The sequence below is a fragment of the Streptomyces sp. PKA51 genome (assembly GCF_057552455.1).
The window spans coordinates 36,180-55,011 of sequence record NZ_BAAJPZ010000014.1 but is presented as its reverse complement, the minus strand read 5'-3'; the positions used below and the strand labels follow the sequence as shown (position 1 = coordinate 55,011).

General features: G+C 73.6%; 18 protein-coding genes. 10 read left to right on the top strand and 8 right to left on the bottom strand.

What is annotated here, in order from left to right:
* The first annotated feature begins 82 nt into the window (after positions 1 to 82).
* Positions 83 to 532, top strand: coding sequence for a DUF2550 domain-containing protein (locus AC27L3_RS20795; protein ID WP_344437337.1), 450 nt, complete (start codon positions 83 to 85; stop codon positions 530 to 532).
* 101 nt (positions 533 to 633) lie between these two features.
* On the opposite strand, the gene AC27L3_RS20790 is transcribed toward AC27L3_RS20795, so the two are convergent.
* Positions 634 to 1,185 (bottom strand): hypothetical protein, encoded by a 552-nt coding sequence (locus tag AC27L3_RS20790; protein ID WP_487235561.1) that lies wholly within the window; start codon positions 1,183 to 1,185, stop codon positions 634 to 636.
* Between the two features lie 158 nt (positions 1,186 to 1,343).
* Between AC27L3_RS20790 and AC27L3_RS20785 the strand changes: the two genes are divergently transcribed.
* From AC27L3_RS20785 to AC27L3_RS20775, 3 genes are all read left to right on the top strand, one after another.
* Positions 1,344 to 2,549, top strand: coding sequence for a sensor histidine kinase (locus tag AC27L3_RS20785; protein ID WP_487235560.1), 1,206 nt, complete (start codon positions 1,344 to 1,346; stop codon positions 2,547 to 2,549).
* On the top strand, positions 2,546 to 3,208 hold the full coding sequence (locus AC27L3_RS20780; RefSeq protein ID WP_487235559.1) for a response regulator: 663 nt from the start codon (positions 2,546 to 2,548) through the stop codon (positions 3,206 to 3,208). Before AC27L3_RS20785 ends, AC27L3_RS20780 begins: the two co-directional genes overlap by 4 nt.
* 166 nt (positions 3,209 to 3,374) lie before the next feature.
* On the top strand, positions 3,375 to 5,333 hold the full coding sequence (locus tag AC27L3_RS20775) for a glycosyl hydrolase family 18 protein (RefSeq protein ID WP_487235658.1): 1,959 nt from the start codon (positions 3,375 to 3,377) through the stop codon (positions 5,331 to 5,333).
* Between the two features lie 148 nt (positions 5,334 to 5,481).
* Here the strand turns inward: AC27L3_RS20775 and AC27L3_RS20770 are convergent, their stop codons facing one another.
* From AC27L3_RS20770 to AC27L3_RS20760, 3 genes are read right to left on the bottom strand one after another with little or no spacing between them, the layout of a single operon-like run.
* Complete coding sequence (locus AC27L3_RS20770; protein ID WP_487235558.1) at positions 5,482 to 6,054, bottom strand: cob(I)yrinic acid a,c-diamide adenosyltransferase; 573 nt, start codon at positions 6,052 to 6,054, stop codon at positions 5,482 to 5,484.
* Between the two features lie 14 nt (positions 6,055 to 6,068).
* Positions 6,069 to 6,833 (bottom strand): ABC transporter permease, encoded by a 765-nt coding sequence (locus AC27L3_RS20765; protein WP_487235557.1) that lies wholly within the window; start codon positions 6,831 to 6,833, stop codon positions 6,069 to 6,071.
* 9 nt (positions 6,834 to 6,842) lie between these two features.
* On the bottom strand, positions 6,843 to 7,637 hold the full coding sequence (locus AC27L3_RS20760; RefSeq protein WP_487235556.1) for an ABC transporter ATP-binding protein: 795 nt from the start codon (positions 7,635 to 7,637) through the stop codon (positions 6,843 to 6,845).
* Between the two features lie 80 nt (positions 7,638 to 7,717).
* Between AC27L3_RS20760 and AC27L3_RS20755 the strand changes: the two genes are divergently transcribed.
* The 4 genes from AC27L3_RS20755 (at position 7,718) to AC27L3_RS20740 (ending at position 12,793) form a co-directional block, all read left to right on the top strand.
* The gene (locus AC27L3_RS20755) at positions 7,718 to 8,347 is read left to right on the top strand and encodes a TetR/AcrR family transcriptional regulator (RefSeq protein WP_487235555.1); all 630 of its coding nucleotides are present in this window, start codon (positions 7,718 to 7,720) and stop codon (positions 8,345 to 8,347) included.
* 182 nt (positions 8,348 to 8,529) lie between these two features.
* The gene (locus AC27L3_RS20750; protein ID WP_487235554.1) at positions 8,530 to 9,378 is read left to right on the top strand and encodes a 3-hydroxyacyl-CoA dehydrogenase family protein; all 849 of its coding nucleotides are present in this window, start codon (positions 8,530 to 8,532) and stop codon (positions 9,376 to 9,378) included.
* A gap of 143 nt (positions 9,379 to 9,521) precedes the next feature.
* On the top strand, positions 9,522 to 9,887 hold the full coding sequence (locus AC27L3_RS20745) for an STAS domain-containing protein (protein ID WP_487235553.1): 366 nt from the start codon (positions 9,522 to 9,524) through the stop codon (positions 9,885 to 9,887).
* 260 nt (positions 9,888 to 10,147) lie between these two features.
* Positions 10,148 to 12,793 (top strand): ATP-binding protein, encoded by a 2,646-nt coding sequence (locus AC27L3_RS20740; protein WP_487235552.1) that lies wholly within the window; start codon positions 10,148 to 10,150, stop codon positions 12,791 to 12,793.
* Between the two features lie 375 nt (positions 12,794 to 13,168).
* On the opposite strand, the gene nucS is transcribed toward AC27L3_RS20740, so the two are convergent.
* Positions 13,169 to 13,828, bottom strand: coding sequence for an endonuclease NucS (nucS, locus tag AC27L3_RS20735; protein ID WP_487235551.1), 660 nt, complete (start codon positions 13,826 to 13,828; stop codon positions 13,169 to 13,171).
* 208 nt (positions 13,829 to 14,036) lie between these two features.
* Here nucS and AC27L3_RS20730 point away from each other — a divergent pair, with 208 nt between their 5' ends.
* Entirely contained in the window at positions 14,037 to 14,429 is a 393-nt protein-coding gene (locus AC27L3_RS20730; RefSeq protein ID WP_487235550.1) for an SCO5389 family protein, read from the top strand.
* A 110-nt stretch (positions 14,430 to 14,539) separates the two neighbouring features.
* Here the strand turns inward: AC27L3_RS20730 and AC27L3_RS20725 are convergent, their stop codons facing one another.
* Positions 14,540 to 15,577 carry an LLM class flavin-dependent oxidoreductase gene (locus AC27L3_RS20725; RefSeq protein ID WP_487235549.1) on the bottom strand — a complete coding sequence of 346 codons (1,038 nt, stop codon included), beginning with the start codon at positions 15,575 to 15,577 and terminating at the stop codon, positions 14,540 to 14,542.
* 217 nt (positions 15,578 to 15,794) lie between these two features.
* Between AC27L3_RS20725 and AC27L3_RS20720 the strand changes: the two genes are divergently transcribed.
* Positions 15,795 to 16,127 carry an ATP/GTP-binding protein gene (locus tag AC27L3_RS20720; protein ID WP_365965197.1) on the top strand — a complete coding sequence of 111 codons (333 nt, stop codon included), beginning with the start codon at positions 15,795 to 15,797 and terminating at the stop codon, positions 16,125 to 16,127.
* 16 nt (positions 16,128 to 16,143) lie between these two features.
* Here AC27L3_RS20720 and AC27L3_RS20715 read toward each other — a convergent pair whose 3' ends face one another.
* Together AC27L3_RS20715 and AC27L3_RS20710 are read right to left on the bottom strand one after the other, a co-directional pair.
* Positions 16,144 to 17,574, bottom strand: a complete 1,431-nt coding sequence (locus tag AC27L3_RS20715; protein ID WP_487235548.1) for an ABC-2 transporter permease — start codon at positions 17,572 to 17,574, stop codon at positions 16,144 to 16,146.
* Positions 17,571 to 18,779: an ABC transporter ATP-binding protein gene (locus AC27L3_RS20710; RefSeq protein ID WP_487235547.1), complete on the bottom strand. Its 1,209-nt coding sequence runs from the start codon at positions 18,777 to 18,779 to the stop codon at positions 17,571 to 17,573. The genes AC27L3_RS20715 and AC27L3_RS20710 overlap by 4 nt, the downstream gene beginning before the upstream one ends.
* Between the last annotated feature and the right edge of the window lie 53 nt (positions 18,780 to 18,832).

The window sequence follows — 18,832 nt, the reverse complement described above, 5'->3', positions numbered from 1 at the left end:
CCTGGAACATTCCAGGGCGGTCCGCGGCTGAGGCAATAACGCAGGTGCGGTTGCTCTAGATGATGCGAGGAGGTCGGTGGAGATGGTCCTCGCTCTGCTCGTGAGCGGCATCGTCGTACTGCTGGTGTTGCTGGGGCTCTTCGTCTTCGGGCTGCGCAGGCGGCTCATCCAGCGGTCCGGCGGCACGTTCGACTGCAGCCTGCGCTGGAACGTTCCGGAGGACGACCCCGAACCCGCCGGCAAGGGCTGGGTGTACGGGGTCGCCCGCTACAGCGGCGACCGCATCGAGTGGTTCCGCGTCTTCTCCTATGCGCCCCGCCCGCGCCGCGTGCTGGAGCGGGACTCGATCGAGGTACTGGAGCGCCGCACTCCCCAGGGCGAGGAGGAGCTGGCGCTCCTTTCGGATGCGATCGTGCTGGGGTGCGCGCACCGGGGCACGCGCCTGGAGCTCGCCATGAGCGAGGACGCGCTGACGGGCTTCCTCGCGTGGCTGGAGGCGGCGCCCCCCGGCCAGCGCGTCAACGTGGCCTAGGGCCGTGCCCCGTCAGGGGGCGCCCCATAGGGGCGCGGGGAAGTGCGCGACAAGCCACGACGCGCCCGCAGTCGGGGTCGTGCCTCGCCTGCGGGCTGGACCTAGACGGTCGCGTCGTCCTTCTTCGGCTCCTTGGGCCAGAGCGTGTAGCTGACGGCGATGGCCAGGTTGATGCCGGCCACCCACAGCATCCTCGTCTGCCACTCCCGCAGGGAGCTGATGTCGCCGGAGCCACCCACGTACCAGGCGGCGCACTGCAGCAGGGCGATCGCGATCGCCGACGCCAGAATCCACTTGCCCGCCGTCCGCCACTCGTGCACCGTGCGGGCCGTCCCGTACTTCGGCGGCTTGACCGGCGGCGGGCCGCCCGCGAAGCGGTGGGCGAAGCGCTGGTCGACCCACTTGATCGTGGAGTGCCCCAGCGCCACCGAGAAGCCGATGTAGACCGCCGCCAGGCCGTGCTTCCAGTCGGCCGTGGCGCCGTTCCTCAGGTCGATCGCCGTCGCGATCAGCAGCACCAGCTCCAGCACCGGCTCCAGCAGCAGTACCGCGACCCCCGTGCGCGGCATGCGGGCCAGGTAGCGCAGGCTCAGCCCGGCGGCCAGCAGGACCCAGAAGCCGATCTCGCAGGCGACGACCAGCGTGACTATCACGTTCCTCTCCCTTCCTCCCCACCAGCGTCCGGCCCGCGGGGCCCGATTTCGTCGTCGTACGCGGTGATCCGGCACTGCATCCTTCGATGTAGCGGGCGGGCCTCGGCCCAGCCGGGGAGCGGACGATTCCACCCCCTGCGACGTGCTGAGATGGACCCATGCCCGGCCCCTTCACGCTGCCCGATCGCCCGCACCGCGACGACGTGCTCATCGCCGTCGCCGGGCTGGTGGGCGGGCTGGTGCTGTGGTTCCTGGGGCTGCGGGGACACAGGAGCTGGGTGCCGGGGCTCTCGCCCCGGTGGGCGCTGCTCGCCCTGGTGGTCATGGCGGCCCTGGAACTGCTGCGGCGCACCATGCCGGAGCCGGCCCTGGTGGTCGGCACGCTCGTCTTCGCGGTGGACCTGGCGACCGGCGTGAACCTGCTCGCCACGCTGCTGATGTTCACCGACCTGATCTACGCGGCCGTGTTGTACGGCCCCCCGGGCGCCGCCCGCCGGGTGCCGCGGACGTGCGAGGCCCTGACCCTCGTGGCGACAGTGGTCGCCCTCGCGGTGGCCCGCAAGCCCGAGGCCCTGCTCGTCGGCGTGGGCGTCGCCGTGGTCGCGGTGGCCCCGGCCTGGACCGGCGTCGCCGTGCGCACCCACCGCGACGCCGCCCGCGTGGCCCGGCTCAACGCCGAGCGCACCGCGCTGCTGGCGGAGATGGACCGCCGTGAGGCGGTCGGCGCCGAGCGGGCCCGCATGGCGCGGGAGCTGCACGACATGGTGGCCGGGCACCTGTCCGCCATCGCCATCCACTCCTCGGCGGCGCTCTCCATCGACGAGCCGGCCGCCTCGCGCGAGGCGCTCGGCGTCATCCGGGAGAACAGCGTCCAGGGCCTGGCCGAGATGCGGCGTCTGATCGGGCTGCTGCGGGACACGACCGGGGCCGAGGAGCCGGCGGCCACGCCCACGCTGGCGGGCCTGGACGCGCTGGTGGAGCGGGCCAGGGCGGCCGTGGCGGACGAGCGCTTCGCCTTCCGGCTCGACGACGCCCGCGGCCCGGGCGCGCTGCCCGCGCCGGTCGAGCTCGCGGCGTACCGCATCGTGCAGGAGTCGCTGACCAACGCCGTCAAGCACGCGGCCCCCGGCGAGGTGCGGGTGCAGCTGGCGCGGGCCGTGGACGGCTCGGGAGGGCTGACGGTACGGGTGACCAGCGTGCTGGGCGACGGGCCCAGGCACCGGGCGCCGGGCGCGGGGGCGGGCGTGGTCGGCATGCGCGAGCGCGTGGAGCTGCTCGGCGGCCGGCTGACCGTCGGCCCGGGGGACGGCGGCGTGTGGGAGGTACGGGCCGAACTGCCCGTGGACGAGGAGGACGCAGGATGATCCGGGTACTGGTGGCCGAGGACCAGGCGGCGGTGCGGTCCGGGCTGGTCCTCATCCTGAGGTCGGCGCCCGGCATCGAGGTGGCCGGGGAGGCGGCGGACGGCGAGGAGGCCGTGCGCCTGGCCCGCGAGCTGCGGCCGGACGTGGTGCTGATGGACGTGCAGATGCCGCGCCTGGACGGGGTGTCGGCGACCCGTCTCATCACGGGCGAGCAACTGGCCGACGTCCTCGTGCTGACCACCTTCGACCTGGACGAGTACGTCTTCGGCGCGCTGCGGGCGGGCGCGGCCGGCTTCCTGCTCAAGGACAGCGAGGCCGCCGACCTGGTGGCGGCGGTGCGCACGGTGGCGCGCGGCGAGGGGCTGATCTCGCCGGCGGTGACGCGGCGTCTGATCGCGGAGTTCGCCCGGCCCACGCCCCCGCGGGCCGCGGAGGACGGGCCGCACGCCGAGCTGCTCGCCTCCCTCACGCGGCGGGAGCGGGAGGTGCTGGTGTGCGTGGGGGAGGGGCTGTCGAACGCCGAGATCGCGGGGCGGCTGGGCATGGCGGAGGCCACGGTGAAGACCCATGTGAGCCGGCTGCTGGCGAAGCTGGGGCTGCGCAGCAGGGTGCAGGCGGCGGTGCTGGCCCGGGAGTCGGGTCTGGTCCAGACCTCTTGACCATTGGTACGGACCTTTTTACGCTCCGCTCACACGCACACCCCGCACCTCCATCTCGTACACCCCCCACTTGCCCGAACCTCACTTGAGGGAGCACCCCTTGAGCACGAGAACCTCGGCACGCCCCTTCCTCGCGGCCCTCGCCGCCCTCCTCCTCCCCATCGGCATGCTCGTCGCCCTGGCCGGCCCGGCCCACGCCGCGCCCGGCGCCACGGCGACCTTCGTCAAGACATCCGACTGGGGGACCGGCTTCCAGGGACAGTGGACGGTCAAGAACACCGGCACCACGACCATCGACTCCTGGACCGTCGAATGGGACTTCCCCACCGGCACCACGGTCGGCTCCTACTGGGACGCCCTCGTCGGCAACTCCGGCGGCCACTACACCGCCAGGAACCGCGAGTACAACGGCACCATCGCGCCCGGTGCGAGCGTGAGCTTCGGCTTCGTCGCCGCCGGTGACGCCGCCCCGGCCGGCTGCAAGCTCAACGGCGGCCCCTGCGACGGTGCGCCCCCCGGCGGCGACAACCCGCCCTCCGCGCCCGGCACCCCCCAGGCCACCACCGTCACCGACACCACCGTCGGCCTGAGGTGGGCGCCCGCCACGGACGACAAGGGCGTGAAGAACTACGACGTCTACCGGGGCACCACCAAGGTCGCGACCGTGGCCAAGCTCTCCTGGACCGACTCCGGCCTGAGCGCCGGCACCGCGTACACGTACACCGTCGTCGCCCGCGACACCGCCGACCAGACCGGGCCGGCCAGTGCACCGCTGACCGTCCGCACCACCGGCGGGGGCACCGACCCGCAGCCCGGCACCGGGTACGCCCGCGTGGGCTACTTCGTGCAGTGGGGCATCTACGGGCGCGGCTACACCGTCAAGTCCCTCGACACCACCGGAGCCGCCCGCCGGCTCACCCACCTCAACTACGCCTTCTCCAACATCGACCCCGTCAACCTGACCTGTCTCAACGGCGTCACCAAGGCCACCAGCCCCAATCCGCAGGACCCCAGCCAGGGCGACGGCGCCGGGGACTCCTGGGCCGACTACGAGAAGGGCTTCGCCGCCGGCGAGTCCGTCGACGGCGTCGGCGACACGTGGGACCAGCCGCTGGCCGGCAACTTCAACCAGCTGAAGAAGCTCAAGGCCAAGTACCCCTCGCTGAAGATCAACATGTCCATCGGCGGCTGGACCTACAGCAAGTACTTCTCGGACGTCGCCAAGACCGACGCCTCGCGGCAGAAGTTCGTGAAGTCCTGCATCGACATGTACCTCAAGGGCAATCTGCCCGTCACCAACGGACGCGGCGGCCAGGGCGCCGCGGCCGGCATCTTCGACGGCTTCGACATCGACTGGGAGTGGCCCGGATCCGAGGGACACGCGGGCAACCACGTCTCCAAGGACGACAAGGCCAACAACACCCTGCTGTTCGCCGAATTCCGCCGCCAGCTGGACGCGCTGAGCACCACCACCGGTAAGAAGTACCTGCTCACCGCCTTCACCCCGGCCGACCCCGCGAAGATCGACGCCGGCTGGGACATCACCACCAAGGACGGCACGCCCAGCGTCTTCGACTCCATGGACTTCGCCAACGTCCAGGGCTACGACTTCCACGGCTCCGGCAGCGACAACAGCTGGGAGCCCCACCGCACGGGTCACCAGGGGAACCTCTACACCGACCCCGACGACCCGTACACGACGAAGTTCAGCGTCGACACGACGGTCCGCACCTACCTCGACGCGGGCGTCGCCCCCCGCCAGGTCGTCCTCGGCCTCGCCTTCTACGGCCGCGGCTGGCAGCAGGTGGCCGACGGCGGCGCCCACGGCGCCTGGCAGACCGCGGGCGGCGCGGCCCCCGGCCAGTTCCCCGAGGAGGCCGGCACCCGCGGCTACGACAACCTCCTCGCCTCCGTACCCAACCTGACCGTCTACCACGACGAGAAGGCGGTCGCCACGTACGGCTACACCGGTGCGGGCGGCCAGTGGTGGACCTTCGACGACGCGTGGTCGATCGGCAAGAAGACGGCCTGGCTGAAGGGGAAGGGGCTGGGCGGCGTGATGATCTGGGAGATGTCGGGCGACACCGGCACGCTGATGACGGCCGTCGACGACGGCCTGCGCTAGCGCCTGCGGCGGGCCTTTTCCCCACCCCGCCCCTTCCCGAAACCGGGGCTCCGCCCCGGACCCTGGTCCTCAATCGCCGGACGGGCTGAAATCAGCCCGTCCGGCGATTGAGGACACCGGGCGAAGCCCGGTCCGCGGGGCGCAGCCCCTAGCGGTTCTCGCCCGGGACCCACAGGACGTCGCCGAGCTCCTGGTTCGCCGTCCGGGCCAGGATGAACAGCAGGTCCGACAGGCGGTTGAGGTACTTGGCGGTCAGCGGGTTCATGATGTCGCCGTGCATCTCCAGCGCCGCCCACGTCGAGCGCTCCGCCCGCCGGACCACCGTGCACGCCTGGTGCAGCAGTGCCGCTCCCGGCGTGCCCCCCGGCAGGATGAAGCTGCGCAGCTTCTCCAGCGGGGCCAGGAAGTGGTCGCAGTCGGCTTCCAGCTTGTCGATGTAGGCCTGCTCCACCCGCAGCGGGGGGTGCTTGGGGTCCTCGACGACCGGCGTGGCCAGGTCGGCGCCCACGTCGAAGAGGTCGTTCTGCACCCGTACGAGCACCTTCACGACCTCCTCGGGCAGCTGCCCGAGCGCGACGGCCACGCCGATCGCCGCGTTCGCCTCGTTGGTGTCCGCGTAGGCGGCGATGCGGGTGTCGGTCTTCACGGTGCGGCTCATGTCGCCGAGGGCGGTGGTGCCGTCGTCGCCGGTGCGGGTGTAGATGCGCGTCAGATTGACCATGGCCCCGAGCGTAGTCACGCCCCGACCCGGCGGAAGTACCGCGTGCCGGCCGCCACGGAAACCGTCGCGAGCGCCACCGCGGCCAGGACGCCGTACAGCAGCGCCGGCGCCGTGTAGTTCCCGGCGAACGCGGCCCGGGCCCCGTCCACCAGATAGCGCAGCGGCATCAGGTGCGAGAGCGCGTCGAGCCAGCCGGGCGCGAGGGACATCGGCAGCAGCAGCCCGGAGAGCAGCATGGCGGGCAGGCTGACCGCGTTGACGAGCGGGGCGAAGGACTGCGGCGCGGCCGCCTTCATGGCCAGCGCGTAGGACAGTGCCGCCAGGGACAGGGCCAGCAGGGCCGTGAGGGCGAGGCCGACGAGGACGCCGGGCACGGGGGCGCGCAGGCCCAGCGCGAAGGCGACGAGGACGAGCACGGCTCCCTGCACGGTGAGCAGCGCCGCATCCCGCAGCACCCGGCCGAGCAGCAGGGCCGCCCGGCTGACGGGGGTGACCCGCATGCGGTCGACGACGCCGTGCTGCTTGTCGACGATCAGGCTCATGCCGGCGAAGGACGCGCCGAAGAGCGCCAGTTGCAGCAGCAGCCCGGGGACGAGGACCCGCCAGGAGTCGTGCCCGGGGGCGCCGATCGGCAGGCCGGTGAGCAGGGGTCCGTACAGGACGAGGTAGAGGGAGGGCATGAGTGCGCCGAAGGTCATGGCGGCCTTGGAGCGCAGGGTCTGCCGTGCGCAGCGGGCGAAGACCAGGGCGGTGTCGGAGAACAGGGACAGGGCGGGCAAGGAGGGCTCCTAGACGGCTACGGGGGCGGTGTCCTGCGGGGCGGGGCGGCGGCCGGTGATGGCGAGGAAGGCGTCCTGGAGGCTCGCCCCGGCCGAGCCGGCGTGACGGGACTTCAGTTCGGCCGGGGTGCCCTCGGCCACCACCGCGCCGTGGTCGATGACGACGAGCCGGTCGGCGAGGGCGTCGGCCTCGTCGAGGTAGTGGGTCGTCAGCAGCACCGCGGTGCCCTGCTCGGCGCGGATGCGGCGCACCAGCTCCCACAGGTCGGTGCGGCTGCCGGGGTCGAGGCCGGTGGTGGGTTCGTCGAGGAAGAGGACCTCGGGGCGGTGGACGAGGGCCATGGCGATGTCCAGGCGGCGCCGCTGCCCGCCGGAGAGCGCGCCGCACGGCCGCTCCAGCAGGTCGCCGAGGCCGAGCAGGCCGGCGAGCTCGGCCGCCCGGGCCTGTGCGACCTGCTTGCGCAGCCGGTACAGCCGGCCCTGGGTGACCAGTTCCTCCCGTACGGACACGGCGGGGTCGACGCCGCCGGCCTGGGCGACAAGGCCGATGCGGGCGCGTACGCCGTGCGGGTCGCGCCGCAGGTCGCGGCCGGCGACGGTCGCGGTGCCCCCGGTGGGGGCGAGGAGCGTGGTGAGCATCCGCAGGGTGGTGGTCTTGCCGGCGCCGTTGGGCCCGAGGAGCCCGACGATCTCGCCGCGCCCGACCCTCAGGTCGATGCCGCGCACGGCCTCGACGGGGCCGCGCGGGGTGGGGAAGGTCCGGGTGAGCCCGGAGACGGAGACGCTGTCGATGACGCTGTCCATGCCGACAGAAAAGCAGGGTCACTGAAATTTTGCAATGACCCCAAGTTTTGAGAGTGTGCAGAAAAGCTACGATGAGGGACATGACCGAAGGGCTCAGGGAACGCAAGAAGCGGCAGACCAGGCAGCACATCTCGGACGTCGCGACGGGCCTGTTCCTGGAGCGCGGCTTCGACGCGGTGACGATCGCCGAGATCGCCGCGGCGGCGGACGTCTCCGTCAACACCGTCTACAACTACTTCCCGGCCAAGGAGGACCTCTTCCTCGACCGCGAGGACGACGCCGTCGACTGGCTGGCCGCGGTCGTCCGCGGGCGCCCGGAGGGGGAGTCGCCGGCCCGTGCGGTGCTGCGCGCGCTGCGGGCCGAGGCCGCCGCCGTCTCGCCGCGGCTGGGGCTGGTCGACGGCTACGACCGCTTCGTGCGCGTCATCGAGGACTCGCCGGCCCTGCGCGCCCGCGTCCTCGGCCTGCGCGGCCGTGCGACGGCGGCCCTGACCGAGGCGCTGGTGCGCGAGAGCCCGGGCGAGGAGACCGTGGCCGGGCTGGTGGCCGGTCAGCTGGGGTGGATCCAGGCGCAGGTGGTGGAGTTCGTCCAGCGCGAGATGGTGGCGGGCCGCACCGCGGCGCGGACCTCGCGCGCCGCCCTGGCCCTGCTCGACGAGATCGAGGAGCTGCTGAGCGCCAAGGTCCTGGAGTACCCGGCGCGGCGGTGACGTCTGAGGTCAGGGGGGCTCAACTGTGGTGTGGGACATAGGGCGTGGCCGTCTCAGTGTGATGTCCGTCATTCGGGACGTGACGCGCATCTCTTACCGCCCAACGGCGCGTCGCCGGGCGCTAAGGTCCGGGCGGAGAGCCGTAATGCACACGCACACGCACAGGGAGTAAGGGGACAGCCGTGGCCAAGAAGCTCGCCGTCATCGGCGCCGGACTGATGGGATCCGGGATCGCGCAGGTGTCCGCGCAGGCCGGGTGGGACGTCGTGCTGCGGGATGTCACCGACGCCGCCCTCAAGCGTGGCACCGACGGCATCAAGGTCTCGTACGACAAGTTCGTCTCCAAGGGGAAGCTGACGGCCGAGGAGGCCGAGCAGGCGCTGGCGCGCATCACGCCCACGACCGAGCTGGACGCGGCCGCGGACGCCGACATCGTCGTGGAGGCGGTGTTCGAGGACATCGACACCAAGCGCGAGATCTTCGGTGCCCTGGACCGGCTGGTGAAGGAGGAGGCCGTGCTCGCCTCCAACACCTCCGCCATCCCCATCACCAAGATCGCGGCCGCCACGAAGCGCCCCGAGCGCGTCGTCGGCGCCCACTTCTTCTCGCCGGTGCCGATGATGCAGCTGTGCGAGCTGGTGCGCGGTCACAAGACCAGCGACGAAACGCTCGCCAAGGCGCGCGAGTTCGCCGAGGGCGTGGGCAAGACCTGCATCGTCGTCAACCGCGACGTCGCCGGCTTCGTCACCACCCGCCTGATCTCCGCGCTCGTCGTCGAGGCGACGAAGCTGTACGAGTCGGGCGTGGCCAGCGCCGAGGACATCGACATCGCCTGCAAGCTGGGCTTCGGTCACGCCATGGGCCCGCTGGCCACCGCGGACCTGACGGGCGTGGACATCCTGCTGCACGCCACCGGGAACATCTACACCGAGTGCCAGGACGAGAAGTTCGCCCCGCCGGAGCTCATGCGCCGCATGGTCGACGCCGGCGACCTCGGCCGCAAGAGCGGGCAGGGCTTTTACCAGTACTGAGCCACTGCGGCCAGTGAGCCTCACCCCGTGGGGTGAATTCGGCATCGGTTCGCTTACAGACGGCAACTTTGTCCTGTGAGAGGCAGTCAGTTCTTTAGAACCCTCCACCACATCTCACTCAGGCAGCACTCCGGGGAGCGCATATGCACATCAGGGGCGACCATGCCGAACTGGTCGTCGGGGGACGCCTCGACGTCCGCAGTGCGGCGGACGCCCGTACGGTCCTGCACTCCGCCCTCGACGCCGGCCGCGGGGACCTCGTCCTCGACCTGACCGAGCTCGACTCCTGGGACGCCACCGGGCTCGGCGTCATCATGGGCGCCCACCGCCGCGCCGGACGCACCGGCCGGCGGCTCGTCCTGCGCGGCGTGCCGGACCGCATGCAGCGCGTGCTGGTCGCCACCCGGCTCCACCGCATCCTCGCCATCGAGGACGGCACCGGAGCCGGCGTGGCGACCGCCCCCGCCCCCGCCCGCGAACACTCCCGCGACACCGGCCGCCCCTCCTGACACCCCCGCGGGCCACCGCCGTGACAAGGGGCGCCGCCCGCGCCAGGTGAGCCCCCTGCGGCACGAGTACCCCGATCCTCACGAGACTGTGACGTCCCACGGCGCCGTCGCACCCCCCGCGTCGTAGATACTGTGGCCAGGTCTGTTCGGTTTCCCGCCGCCACCACGGCCCGCCGGCGGGCACCGGGCCGCACGGCGAAGGGGCGCGGACAGGCCCGAGCGCACGACGGCACGCCACGCATCTTGGGGGCTTCACCAGCATGGACCCGACGAACCGCGGATCCGAGGAATTCCACGACGCCGAGCACGCTCCCGCGCAGCCGCAGGACGATGCAGCACCCAAGCGCCGCTCGCCCCGCGACGCGGCACCGGCGCCGGACGTCCCCGGCGGGCAGGGCCCGGTCCGTGTCGTCCAGCTCGTCAGCGGCGACTACCTGCTGACCGTCAACCCCGTCGACGGCAGCGAGATAGAGCCCTGCCCGCCCGGCTCCCTGCCGGCCCGCCCCGAACGCCACGGCCCCGAGCAGCGCGCCGAACTGCGCCGCGCCGCCGCACCCCCGCCGCCCGCCCGCCAGGCCGGACCCCGGCTGCCCCTGCTGCACCGCGCCGAGGAGCGCGAGCGGCTCGGCCGCCTCCTCACCCGCGGCCGCTCCGTACGCCTGACCGGCCCCGCAGGCTCCGGGCGCAGCGTCCTGCTCGACGCCGTCGCCGAGGACTGCGAGGGCCTCGCCCCCGACGGCGTCGTCCGCCTCAACGGCTACCGCCGCAGCGCCACCGACCTGCTGCACGAGCTGTTCACCGCCGTCCACCACGCCCCCCTGCACCGGCTCGACCGGGCCGAACTGCTCGCCGCCGTGAGCGAGATCGGCGCCGTCGTCGTCCTGGACGACCTCGAATTCGGCGGCAGCGCACTCGACGAACTCCTCGACGCCACCCCCGAGTGCGCCTTCCTCTTCGCCGCCACCCCCGACGTCCCCGCGCCCTCGGCCGACTCCCATGTCGAGGAGGTCTTCCTCGGCGGCCTCGACCGCACCGGCTGCCTGGAACTGCTGGAACACGCCGTCGGCCGGGCCCTGACCGACGAGGAGGCCAACTGGGCGGCGGACCTGTGGTTCGAGTCCGAGGGCCTGCCGCTGCGCTTCGTCCAGGCCGGCGCCCTGCTGCGGCAGCGCGACGCCCTGGCCGCCGCCCCCTCCGCCGTCGAGGAGTTCGGCGTCTTCGCCGAGCGCCCGTACGCGAAGGCGGGCGCGAGCGACGAGGAGGACACCGACGGCGACCCCGGCACCCCGGACGAGGCCGCCAAGGGCCCGCTGCCGACCCTCGCCCAGGCGGCCGCCCCCGCACCGCTGCTCGCCTCCCGCCTCGACGAGGCCGCACGCCAGACCCTGCGCTTCGCGGTCGCCCTCGGCGGCGCGGTGCCGCACCAGGCCCACCTGCCCGCCCTCGTCGGCGACACCCACGCCGACGCCGCCATCGGCGAACTCCTCGCCTGCGGCCTGCTCACCACCGTCGGCGCCCACTACCGGCTCGCGACCGGCGTCGCCGAGCAGCTCCTCGCCGAGTACGGCGAGGACTGGGCGGCCGAGGCCGCCGCCAAGGCCCACACCACCGCCCAGCACTACGCCTGGTGGGCCGGCCACCCCTCCGTCACCCCCGAACGCATCGCCCACGAGGCCGACACCGTCCTCGCCGCGCTCGGCGCCCTGACCGGCGACGCCGAGGCCCCGCACCGGGCGACCGCCGTCCTGCTCGCCCGCACCGCGGCGCCCGCCTTCGCGGCCGCACTGCACTGGGGCGCCTGGGAGCGCAGCCTGCGCTACGGGCAGCAGGCGGCCCGGCTCGCGGGCGAGGTGGGCGAAGAAGCGTATTTCCACCACGAGTTGGGCGTCCTCGCCCTGTGCACCGGCAACCTCGACCGGGCCCGCGCCGAGCTGGAGGCCTCCATCGGCCTGCGCGGCGTCCTCGCCGACAAGCGCGGCGCCGTCGCCGGACGGCGCGCCCTCGCGCTCGTCGCCGACCGCTCCGGACTCGCGGCGGGCGCCGTGGCCGCGGCCACGGCCGGCCGTACGGGCGGCGGGCGCACCGGCGTCGTACCGCCCCTGCCGCCGCTGCCCCACACCCCGCCCGGCGAAGAGGTGCCGGCCGCCCGCAGCGAACAGTCGGCGGCCCCGCCGGCGACGCCGGGCGCCGGGCAGGTGCCCGGGCCCCGGGCGGCCGACGAGACGACGGCGGTCATCAAGCGGATGGCCGCGCGGCCGGGGGCGCCCGCCGCACCGGCGGCACCCGGCGGCACCGGGCCCGTACGGCGGACGTGGCTGCACAAGATCACGGACCGCAGCAACCGGCGCAACCTCGCCGCGGCCGGCGCGGGCGCGGTCCTCGCCGCCGTCCTCGCCGCGGTCGTCACCCTCGGCGCCGCCTCGGGCGGCGACGCGCCACGGCACCCCGACACGGTCAAGCCCGGGCAGTCCGCCTCCCAGCAGGACGGCGATGCCGGACTCGACGCGGACGAGCCGGAGAACGGCGGCACCGGGGGCGGCGGACAGGTGCCGGCCCGCAAGGCCAGGCCGGGGGAGACCCCGGGCGAGGGACCCGGCAGCGCCACGGCGACGCCCGGGCCGAGCGCCTCCTCCGGTGGCGCGCAGCCCACGCCCTCGCAGGGCACGCCCGCCCCGACGGGGTCGTCCGGCGGGACGGGGAGGCCGTCGCCGAGCCCCAGCCGGACGTCCGGCTCGGGCAGCCCGTCGCCGAAGCCGACGCCGACGGCGGATCCGCAGCCGACGAAGTCGGGAGGCGGGGAGACCAAGCCGACGCCGCCGACGCAGCCGACGACTCCGTCGTCGGGCGTCTCGACCTCGGCGAGCGGCCCCGCCCCCAGCGGCAAGCCCTCCGCGCCGGTGGCCTAGCGGCCACTTCGGCGGATCCCGCAGTGCCCCTGACGGGGCACTGCGGGATACCAGGGCGCCCCGTAGGGGCGCGGGGAACTGCGCGACAAGCCACGATGCGCCCGCAGTGGGGCCCGGCATGGTGCGTCGGCTGCGGGCCGTCGGTGGCCGATCGCGCAGTTCCCCGCGCCCCTTCGGGGCACTGCGTGATCCGGCGGATCTTCGTCACCGGTACCAGGGCGCCCCGAAGGGGCGCGGGGCGGCGTCGATCTGCGGCTGCCGCCGCGTGGGCGCGACAAGCCACGATGCGCCCGCAGGGCCCCGGAGTGGTGCGTCGGCTGCAGGCCGTCGGTGGCCGATCGCGCCCCCGCGGCGGTAGCCGCATGCAGGGCGGGGTCAGAACAAGCGCAGCTTGTCGTCCTCGATGCCGCGGAGGCCGTCGTAGTCGAGGACGACGCAGCCGATGCCGCGGTCCGTGGCGAGGACGCGGGCCTGGGGCTTGATCTCCTGGGCCGCGAAGATCCCCCGTACGGGGGCCAGGTGCGGGTCGCGGTTCAGCAGCTCGAGGTACCGGGTCAGCTGCTCGACGCCGTCGATCTCGCCGCGCCGCTTGATCTCGACCGCGACCGTCTGTCCGTCCGCGTCGCGGCACAGGATGTCCACCGGACCGATCGCCGTCGGGTACTCGCGGCGGATCAGGGTGTAGCCGTCGCCGAGGGTCTCGATGCGGTCCGCGAGGAGCTCCTGGAGGTGGGCCTCCACGCCGTCCTTGATCAGACCGGGGTCGACGCCCAGTTCATGGGAGGAGTCGTGCAGCACTTCCTCCATGGTGATGATGAGCTTCTCGCCCGCCTTGTTGATCACCGTCCAGCGGCCCTCCTCCTCCTTGAGGGTGCAGGGCGGGGACATCCAGTTCAGGGGCTTGTAGGCCCGGTCGTCGGCGTGGATGCTGACGCTGCCGTCCGCCTTGACCAGGATCAGGCGGGGGGCGGAGGGCAGGTGGGCGGTGAGACGGCCCGCGTAGTCCACGGAACAACGGGCGATGACGAGACGCATGGTCAGTCACGCTACTCGACTCCCGCCACTTCACGCGATTCGCCCTGGAAGGGCCCCTACGGCTTTGGCCAGTTGTCGGTGTTCTCCTGGTGGGGCAGCAGTGGCCGGATTACCGTTGAAGCGGGCGGTCGCCGTACGAGCACGGGGCGTCGTCGTCCGCTCGCCCATTCCTTAAGACCCCGCGAGCGGGGTCGCGAGAGGAGAACCCATGTCGCTCGACGTCTCACCGGCCCTCCTATCCAAGGCCGAGCGAGGCGAGGTCGACGAAGCGGAGTTCGTCGACTGCGTCCGGACGTCCCTGCCCTACGCGTGGGACATGATCAGTTCGCTGGTGGAGCGGCTCGCGACGGAAGGCGGCGAGTTCGCCGACAACCAGACCCCGCCGCCGGACGAATACGCGCGCGGCCAGCTGCTGCGCGCCTTGGCGAGTGACGCGATCCGCGGTGCCCTGCAGCGGCACTTCGGGGTCCGCCTGGCATTCCAGAACTGCCACCGGGTGGCCGTCTTCCCCGTGGATCCCACGGCGGACGAGCGCCTGGCCCGCTTCACCACCGTGCGGGCCCAGCTGCTGAACCAGTCGCCGGAGCTCCGCGACTGCTGAGGCGATCGTGCTGCCGCTTCGAGGGCGTGGGGAGGTGCGCGCACACGGGGGGCGGCAGCTCCGGCCGGGGGAGGGCCGGGACACGGCGGGCCGGGTACGGAACGTACGGGTCAGCCGAGCAGGGGCAGCACCTCGGCGCCGAGCCGGCGCAGGTTCTCCTCGGTGGCCGTGAGGTCGCCCGAGCCCTCGGCGAGCAGGGCGAACCGGCTGATGCCCGTGCGCTCGGCGGTCGCCGCCAGCCGGTCCGCGCACATCCGGGGGGAGCCGACGGGGTGCAGTTCGCAGAGCAGCTCCGTGTAGGCGTGGGGGTCGCGCATCCGGCGCTCCCTGCCGTCGACCGTCACATGGGCCGCCAGACCCTGCTGCAGCCACCCCGGCATCGCCTTCATCAGCGTCTCGGCCGCCTCCTGCCGCCGGTCCGCGATCTGCACCACCCCGGCCGCCACATGGCCGGCCGCCGCCACCTCCTGCGGGGAACGACCCGCCTCCCGGGCACACTTGCGCCACAGGGCCACCATCTCGCCCTTCTCCTCGTCCGTGCTGTGCATGCCGAGCAGCATCGGCAGCCCGTGCCGGGCGGCCAGCCGGACGCTTGCGGGCGAGGTGCAGGCGACGACCAGACCGGGGCGCACCGGCTCGCCGGCCGCGTCCAGCAGATCGTCGGGGCGGGGCACGACGGGCACCTCGCGGAAGGCGAACCGCTCGCCGGAGCTGCCGACGCGCGGCTCCCGCAGCCAGCGCATCAGCAATTCGAGGGATTCCGGGAAGCCCTCCTCGAACGCCTCCAGGCCCGCGTTGAACACCTCCAGATCCACCCACGGCCCGCCGCGGCCCACCCCCAGGGTGAACCTGCCGCCCGACATCAGGTGCAGCAGCGCCGCCTGTTCGCCCAGCGCCACCGGGTGCGTCGTCGTCAGCACGCTCACGGCCGTCCCGACGTGCAGCGTCCGGGTACGGCCGAGCAGCAGCGCCGCCAGCGTCACCGCCGACGGGCACACCCCGTACGGCACGAAGTGGTGCTCCGCCAGCCAGACCGCGTCCAGCCCGGCCTCCTCGGCGACCTCCGCCGTGCGCACCGCCCGGTGCAGGGCCTCCGCATGCCCCTGCCCCGGGAACTGTGCCGCCAGGACGAAAGCTCCAACGCGCATCGCTCTTGTCCCTCCAGGCGACCGACGCGGGGATGAGTCAGGATGAGTCCCCCCGAGGCAATAACGGCCGACACGTGCCAAAGGTACGGGTGCGCATGAAGTTTTCATGATGATCGGACGGTAAGCGTCATACCGGCGGCAGGAAGCCGGAAGGAGCGGTGCGGCCCGCCGCGTAGGCTGGTCACGACCCCCGGTCCCGACCCTTCGAGGTGCCCCTGTGTCCCCGCGCCGAAACCGCCCGCGAGGCGGTGCCGACAAGCAAGCCGCCCTGCCGCGCGACCTCGACGGCGAGCGCTACGGCCTGGAGCGCACCGAGAGCTGGCAGGGCGAGGAGTGGGCGGTGCGCACCATCGGCGGCGGCGCGGCCGCCAAGCACTACCGCTGCCCCGGCTGCGACCAGGAAATCCCGCCCGGAGTACCGCACCTGGTGATCTGGCCGCGCTTCGGCGGCGGCGTCGAGGACCGGCGGCACTGGCACAAGTCCTGCTGGAACGCGCGAGACCGCCGGAGCGCCAGGCTCCAGCGGTCTCGCAACGCACCTCGCTACTGACTCACGCGTCCCGCTCTCACGCGTCCCGCTTGAGCAGGGCGGTGTAGGCGCCGCCCAGCGAGACCGCGGCCGCGATGGCCACGATGAGCACCGGCATCCAGCCGATGGGACCGTCCGCGGTGAAGTCCTGCGGACCCGAGTCGGGCACGTACAGACCGATCAGCTGCACCGGCACCGAGTACTCGATGAGCGCCTCGCGCACGTCCATCAGGCTCTCGCTGTACATGAACATCGCCATGACGTACGGCAGCAGGATCACGCCCAGCATGCTCGTGATCGCCCCCGCGGAGTGCCGCACGAGCGCACCGACACCCAGCGCCACGAGACCGAGCGCCGCCATGAACAGGCTCACCCCGACCGTCGCCCGCAACCAGTCGTCCACCGTGGGCTGCACCGCGATGCGGTCCGCGAGCACCGCCGCATGCAGCGCGGCCACGACGGACGTACTGACGAGCGTCACCACGAACGTGAGCGACGCGAAGACGATCGCCTTGGCCGTCAGCACCCGCGCCCGGTCCGGGCAGGCGGTCAACGTCGTACGGATCAGACCCGTGCCGTACTCGACGGAGATCGCGAGCACGCCGAGCGTGATCACACAGATCGTCGCCAGCAGCACGCCGTACATGCCGAACAGCGGCAGCGGCGTCCGGCTGACGGAAGCGTCGCCACCGCCCAGGACGGCGGCGATGAGCCCGCCGATACCGACGATCAGCGCGATCATGACGCCCAGCGTCCACATCGTCGACCGCACGGACCGGATCTTCGTCCACTCGGCGAGCAGCGCGTCGCCGAGCGTCGCCTTCCGCACGGGAATCGGCGACACGTAGCCGCCTCCGGCGGCGGGAGCCTGACCGGGCCAGTAGCCCGGCGTGGCGGCCCCCTGGGCGGGGTGACCGTAGCCGCCCTGTGCCTGCGGCGCGGCTGCCGCCGGTGCGCCCACGGGCACCTGGGCGTGGCCGGGCGCCCCGGCGCCTGGCGCGGGCGCCTGCGGCGGGGCCAGCGGGTACGAGGAGGCTGCGGCCGGCCGGGCCGGGGCCTGCGCCGTCGCGCCGTCGGCCCCTGCGAGGGCTTGGGGCACCCCGGCGGGCTGCGGCTGCGCCGCTGCTCCCGCCGACGGGTTCGTCCGTGCCTGCGGCGCGGCAGCGGGCTGCGGGGCCGGGGCCTGCGCTGCCGCGCCGTCGGCGCCTGTGGGCGCCTGGGGCGCCTCGGTGGGCTGCGGCTGCGCCGCTGCTCCCGCCGGGGCGAACCCATCGGGCTGCGGCTGCGGCTGCCGGGTCGGGGCCTGCGGTGCGGCACCGTCGGTGCCTGCGGGCCGCGGGGTGGTCGGGGCCTGGGGCGGGGCTTCCGGGGTGCCCTTGGGCGCCTCGGCGCCCGGTGCGGGCGCCTGCGGGGTGGGGTCGGGGTTCGGCCGGCCCTGCGGCACGGGCTGCGGGGGCGGGGTGGTCATCGTGCGTCCTCGCTGTCGCGCTTGGTCAGGTCGGGTGCGGGCGCCGCCGGCGCCGGAGCGGCCGCAGCCGGCGCGCCCGGCGCGCCCTGCGGCGCCGCCGTGCCGTACGGTGCTGCTGCCCCGCCCGGCGGGCCGTACGGCGCCTGGGGGGTGTTCTGCGCGTACGGGTTCGGGCGTTCGCCCGGGAGGACCGGGTAGGCCGTTTCCGCCCAGCCCGCCTGGACGGGGGCCGGGGGCTGCCAGGCCCCCGGGGCGGGGGGCGGGGGCAGGAAGCCCGAGCGCTGGTCCGTCGTCGAGCGGTAGTCGACCGCGCCCTGCGTCATGCGCATGTACGCCTCCTCCAGGGAGGCCTGGTGCGGGGAGAGCTCCCACAGCCGTACGTCCGCCCCGTGGGCGACGTCGCTGATGCGCGGCAGGGGCAGGCCGGTGACGCGCAGGGCGCCGTCCGGCTCGGGCAGGACGTGGGCGCCGGCCTCGACGAGGGCGCCGGTGAGCTTGTCGCGGGCGGCCGGTTCACCCTCCGGCGTGCGCACGCGCGCGAAGTCGGCGGAGTTGGCGGAGATGAAGTCCTTGACGCTCATGTCGGCCATGAGCTGGCCGCGTCCGATGACGATGAGGTGGTCGGCGGTCAGCGCCATCTCGCTCATCAGGTGGGAGGAGACGAAGACGGTGCGGCCCTCGGCGGCGAGGCGTTTCATGAGGTTGCGCACCCACAGGATGCCCTCGGGGTCGAGTCCGTTGACGGGCTCGTCGAAGAGCAGCACCTGGGGGTCGCCGAGCAGGGCGGCGGCGATGCCCAGGCGCTGGCCCATGCCGAGGGAGAAGCCCTTGGTGCGGCGCTTGGCGACGTCCTGCAGGCCGACGACGCCGAGGACCTCGTCGACGCGGCGGGCGGGGATGCCGGAGAGCTGGGCGAGGGAGAGCAGGTGGTTGCGGGCGCTGCGGCCGCCGTGCACGGCCTTGGCGTCGAGGAGGGCGCCGACCTGGCGGGGCGCGTTGGGCAGCTTGTGGAAGGGGTGGCCACTGATGGTGACGCGGCCCGCGGTGGGGTTGTCCAGGCCCAGGATCATGCGCATGGTCGTGGACTTGCCGGACCCGTTGGGGCCCAGGAAGCCGGTGACTGCGCCGGGCCGTACCTGGAAGGTCAGGTTGTGCACGGCCGTCTTGGCGCCGTAGCGCTTCGTCAGGCCGACTGCCTCGATCATCTCCGCCCCTCGCGAGCTTCGAGCGTACGTGCGTGGAGGAGGCAAAAAGCCCC

Bases quoted from the DNA above. Each gene is read 5' to 3' on its own strand.
- nucS (WP_487235551.1), bottom strand. From the start codon at position 13,828: ATGCGTCTCGTCATCGCCCGTTGTTCCGTGGACTACGCGGGCCGTCTC.
- AC27L3_RS20770 (WP_487235558.1), bottom strand. From the start codon at position 6,054: ATGGTCAATCTGACGCGCATCTACACCCGCACCGGCGACGACGGCACC.
- AC27L3_RS20795 (WP_344437337.1), top strand. From the start codon at position 83: ATGGTCCTCGCTCTGCTCGTGAGCGGCATCGTCGTACTGCTGGTGTTG.
- AC27L3_RS20715 (WP_487235548.1), bottom strand. From the start codon at position 17,574: ATGACCACCCCGCCCCCGCAGCCCGTGCCGCAGGGCCGGCCGAACCCC.
- AC27L3_RS20740 (WP_487235552.1), top strand. From the start codon at position 10,148: ATGGACCCGACGAACCGCGGATCCGAGGAATTCCACGACGCCGAGCAC.
- AC27L3_RS20710 (WP_487235547.1), bottom strand. From the start codon at position 18,779: ATGATCGAGGCAGTCGGCCTGACGAAGCGCTACGGCGCCAAGACGGCC.
- AC27L3_RS20775 (WP_487235658.1), top strand. From the start codon at position 3,375: ATGCTCGTCGCCCTGGCCGGCCCGGCCCACGCCGCGCCCGGCGCCACG.
- AC27L3_RS20725 (WP_487235549.1), bottom strand. From the start codon at position 15,577: ATGCGCGTTGGAGCTTTCGTCCTGGCGGCACAGTTCCCGGGGCAGGGG.
- AC27L3_RS20755 (WP_487235555.1), top strand. From the start codon at position 7,718: ATGACCGAAGGGCTCAGGGAACGCAAGAAGCGGCAGACCAGGCAGCAC.
- AC27L3_RS20785 (WP_487235560.1), top strand. From the start codon at position 1,344: ATGCCCGGCCCCTTCACGCTGCCCGATCGCCCGCACCGCGACGACGTG.
- AC27L3_RS20745 (WP_487235553.1), top strand. From the start codon at position 9,522: ATGCACATCAGGGGCGACCATGCCGAACTGGTCGTCGGGGGACGCCTC.
- AC27L3_RS20780 (WP_487235559.1), top strand. From the start codon at position 2,546: ATGATCCGGGTACTGGTGGCCGAGGACCAGGCGGCGGTGCGGTCCGGG.
- AC27L3_RS20730 (WP_487235550.1), top strand. From the start codon at position 14,037: ATGTCGCTCGACGTCTCACCGGCCCTCCTATCCAAGGCCGAGCGAGGC.
- AC27L3_RS20760 (WP_487235556.1), bottom strand. From the start codon at position 7,637: ATGGACAGCGTCATCGACAGCGTCTCCGTCTCCGGGCTCACCCGGACC.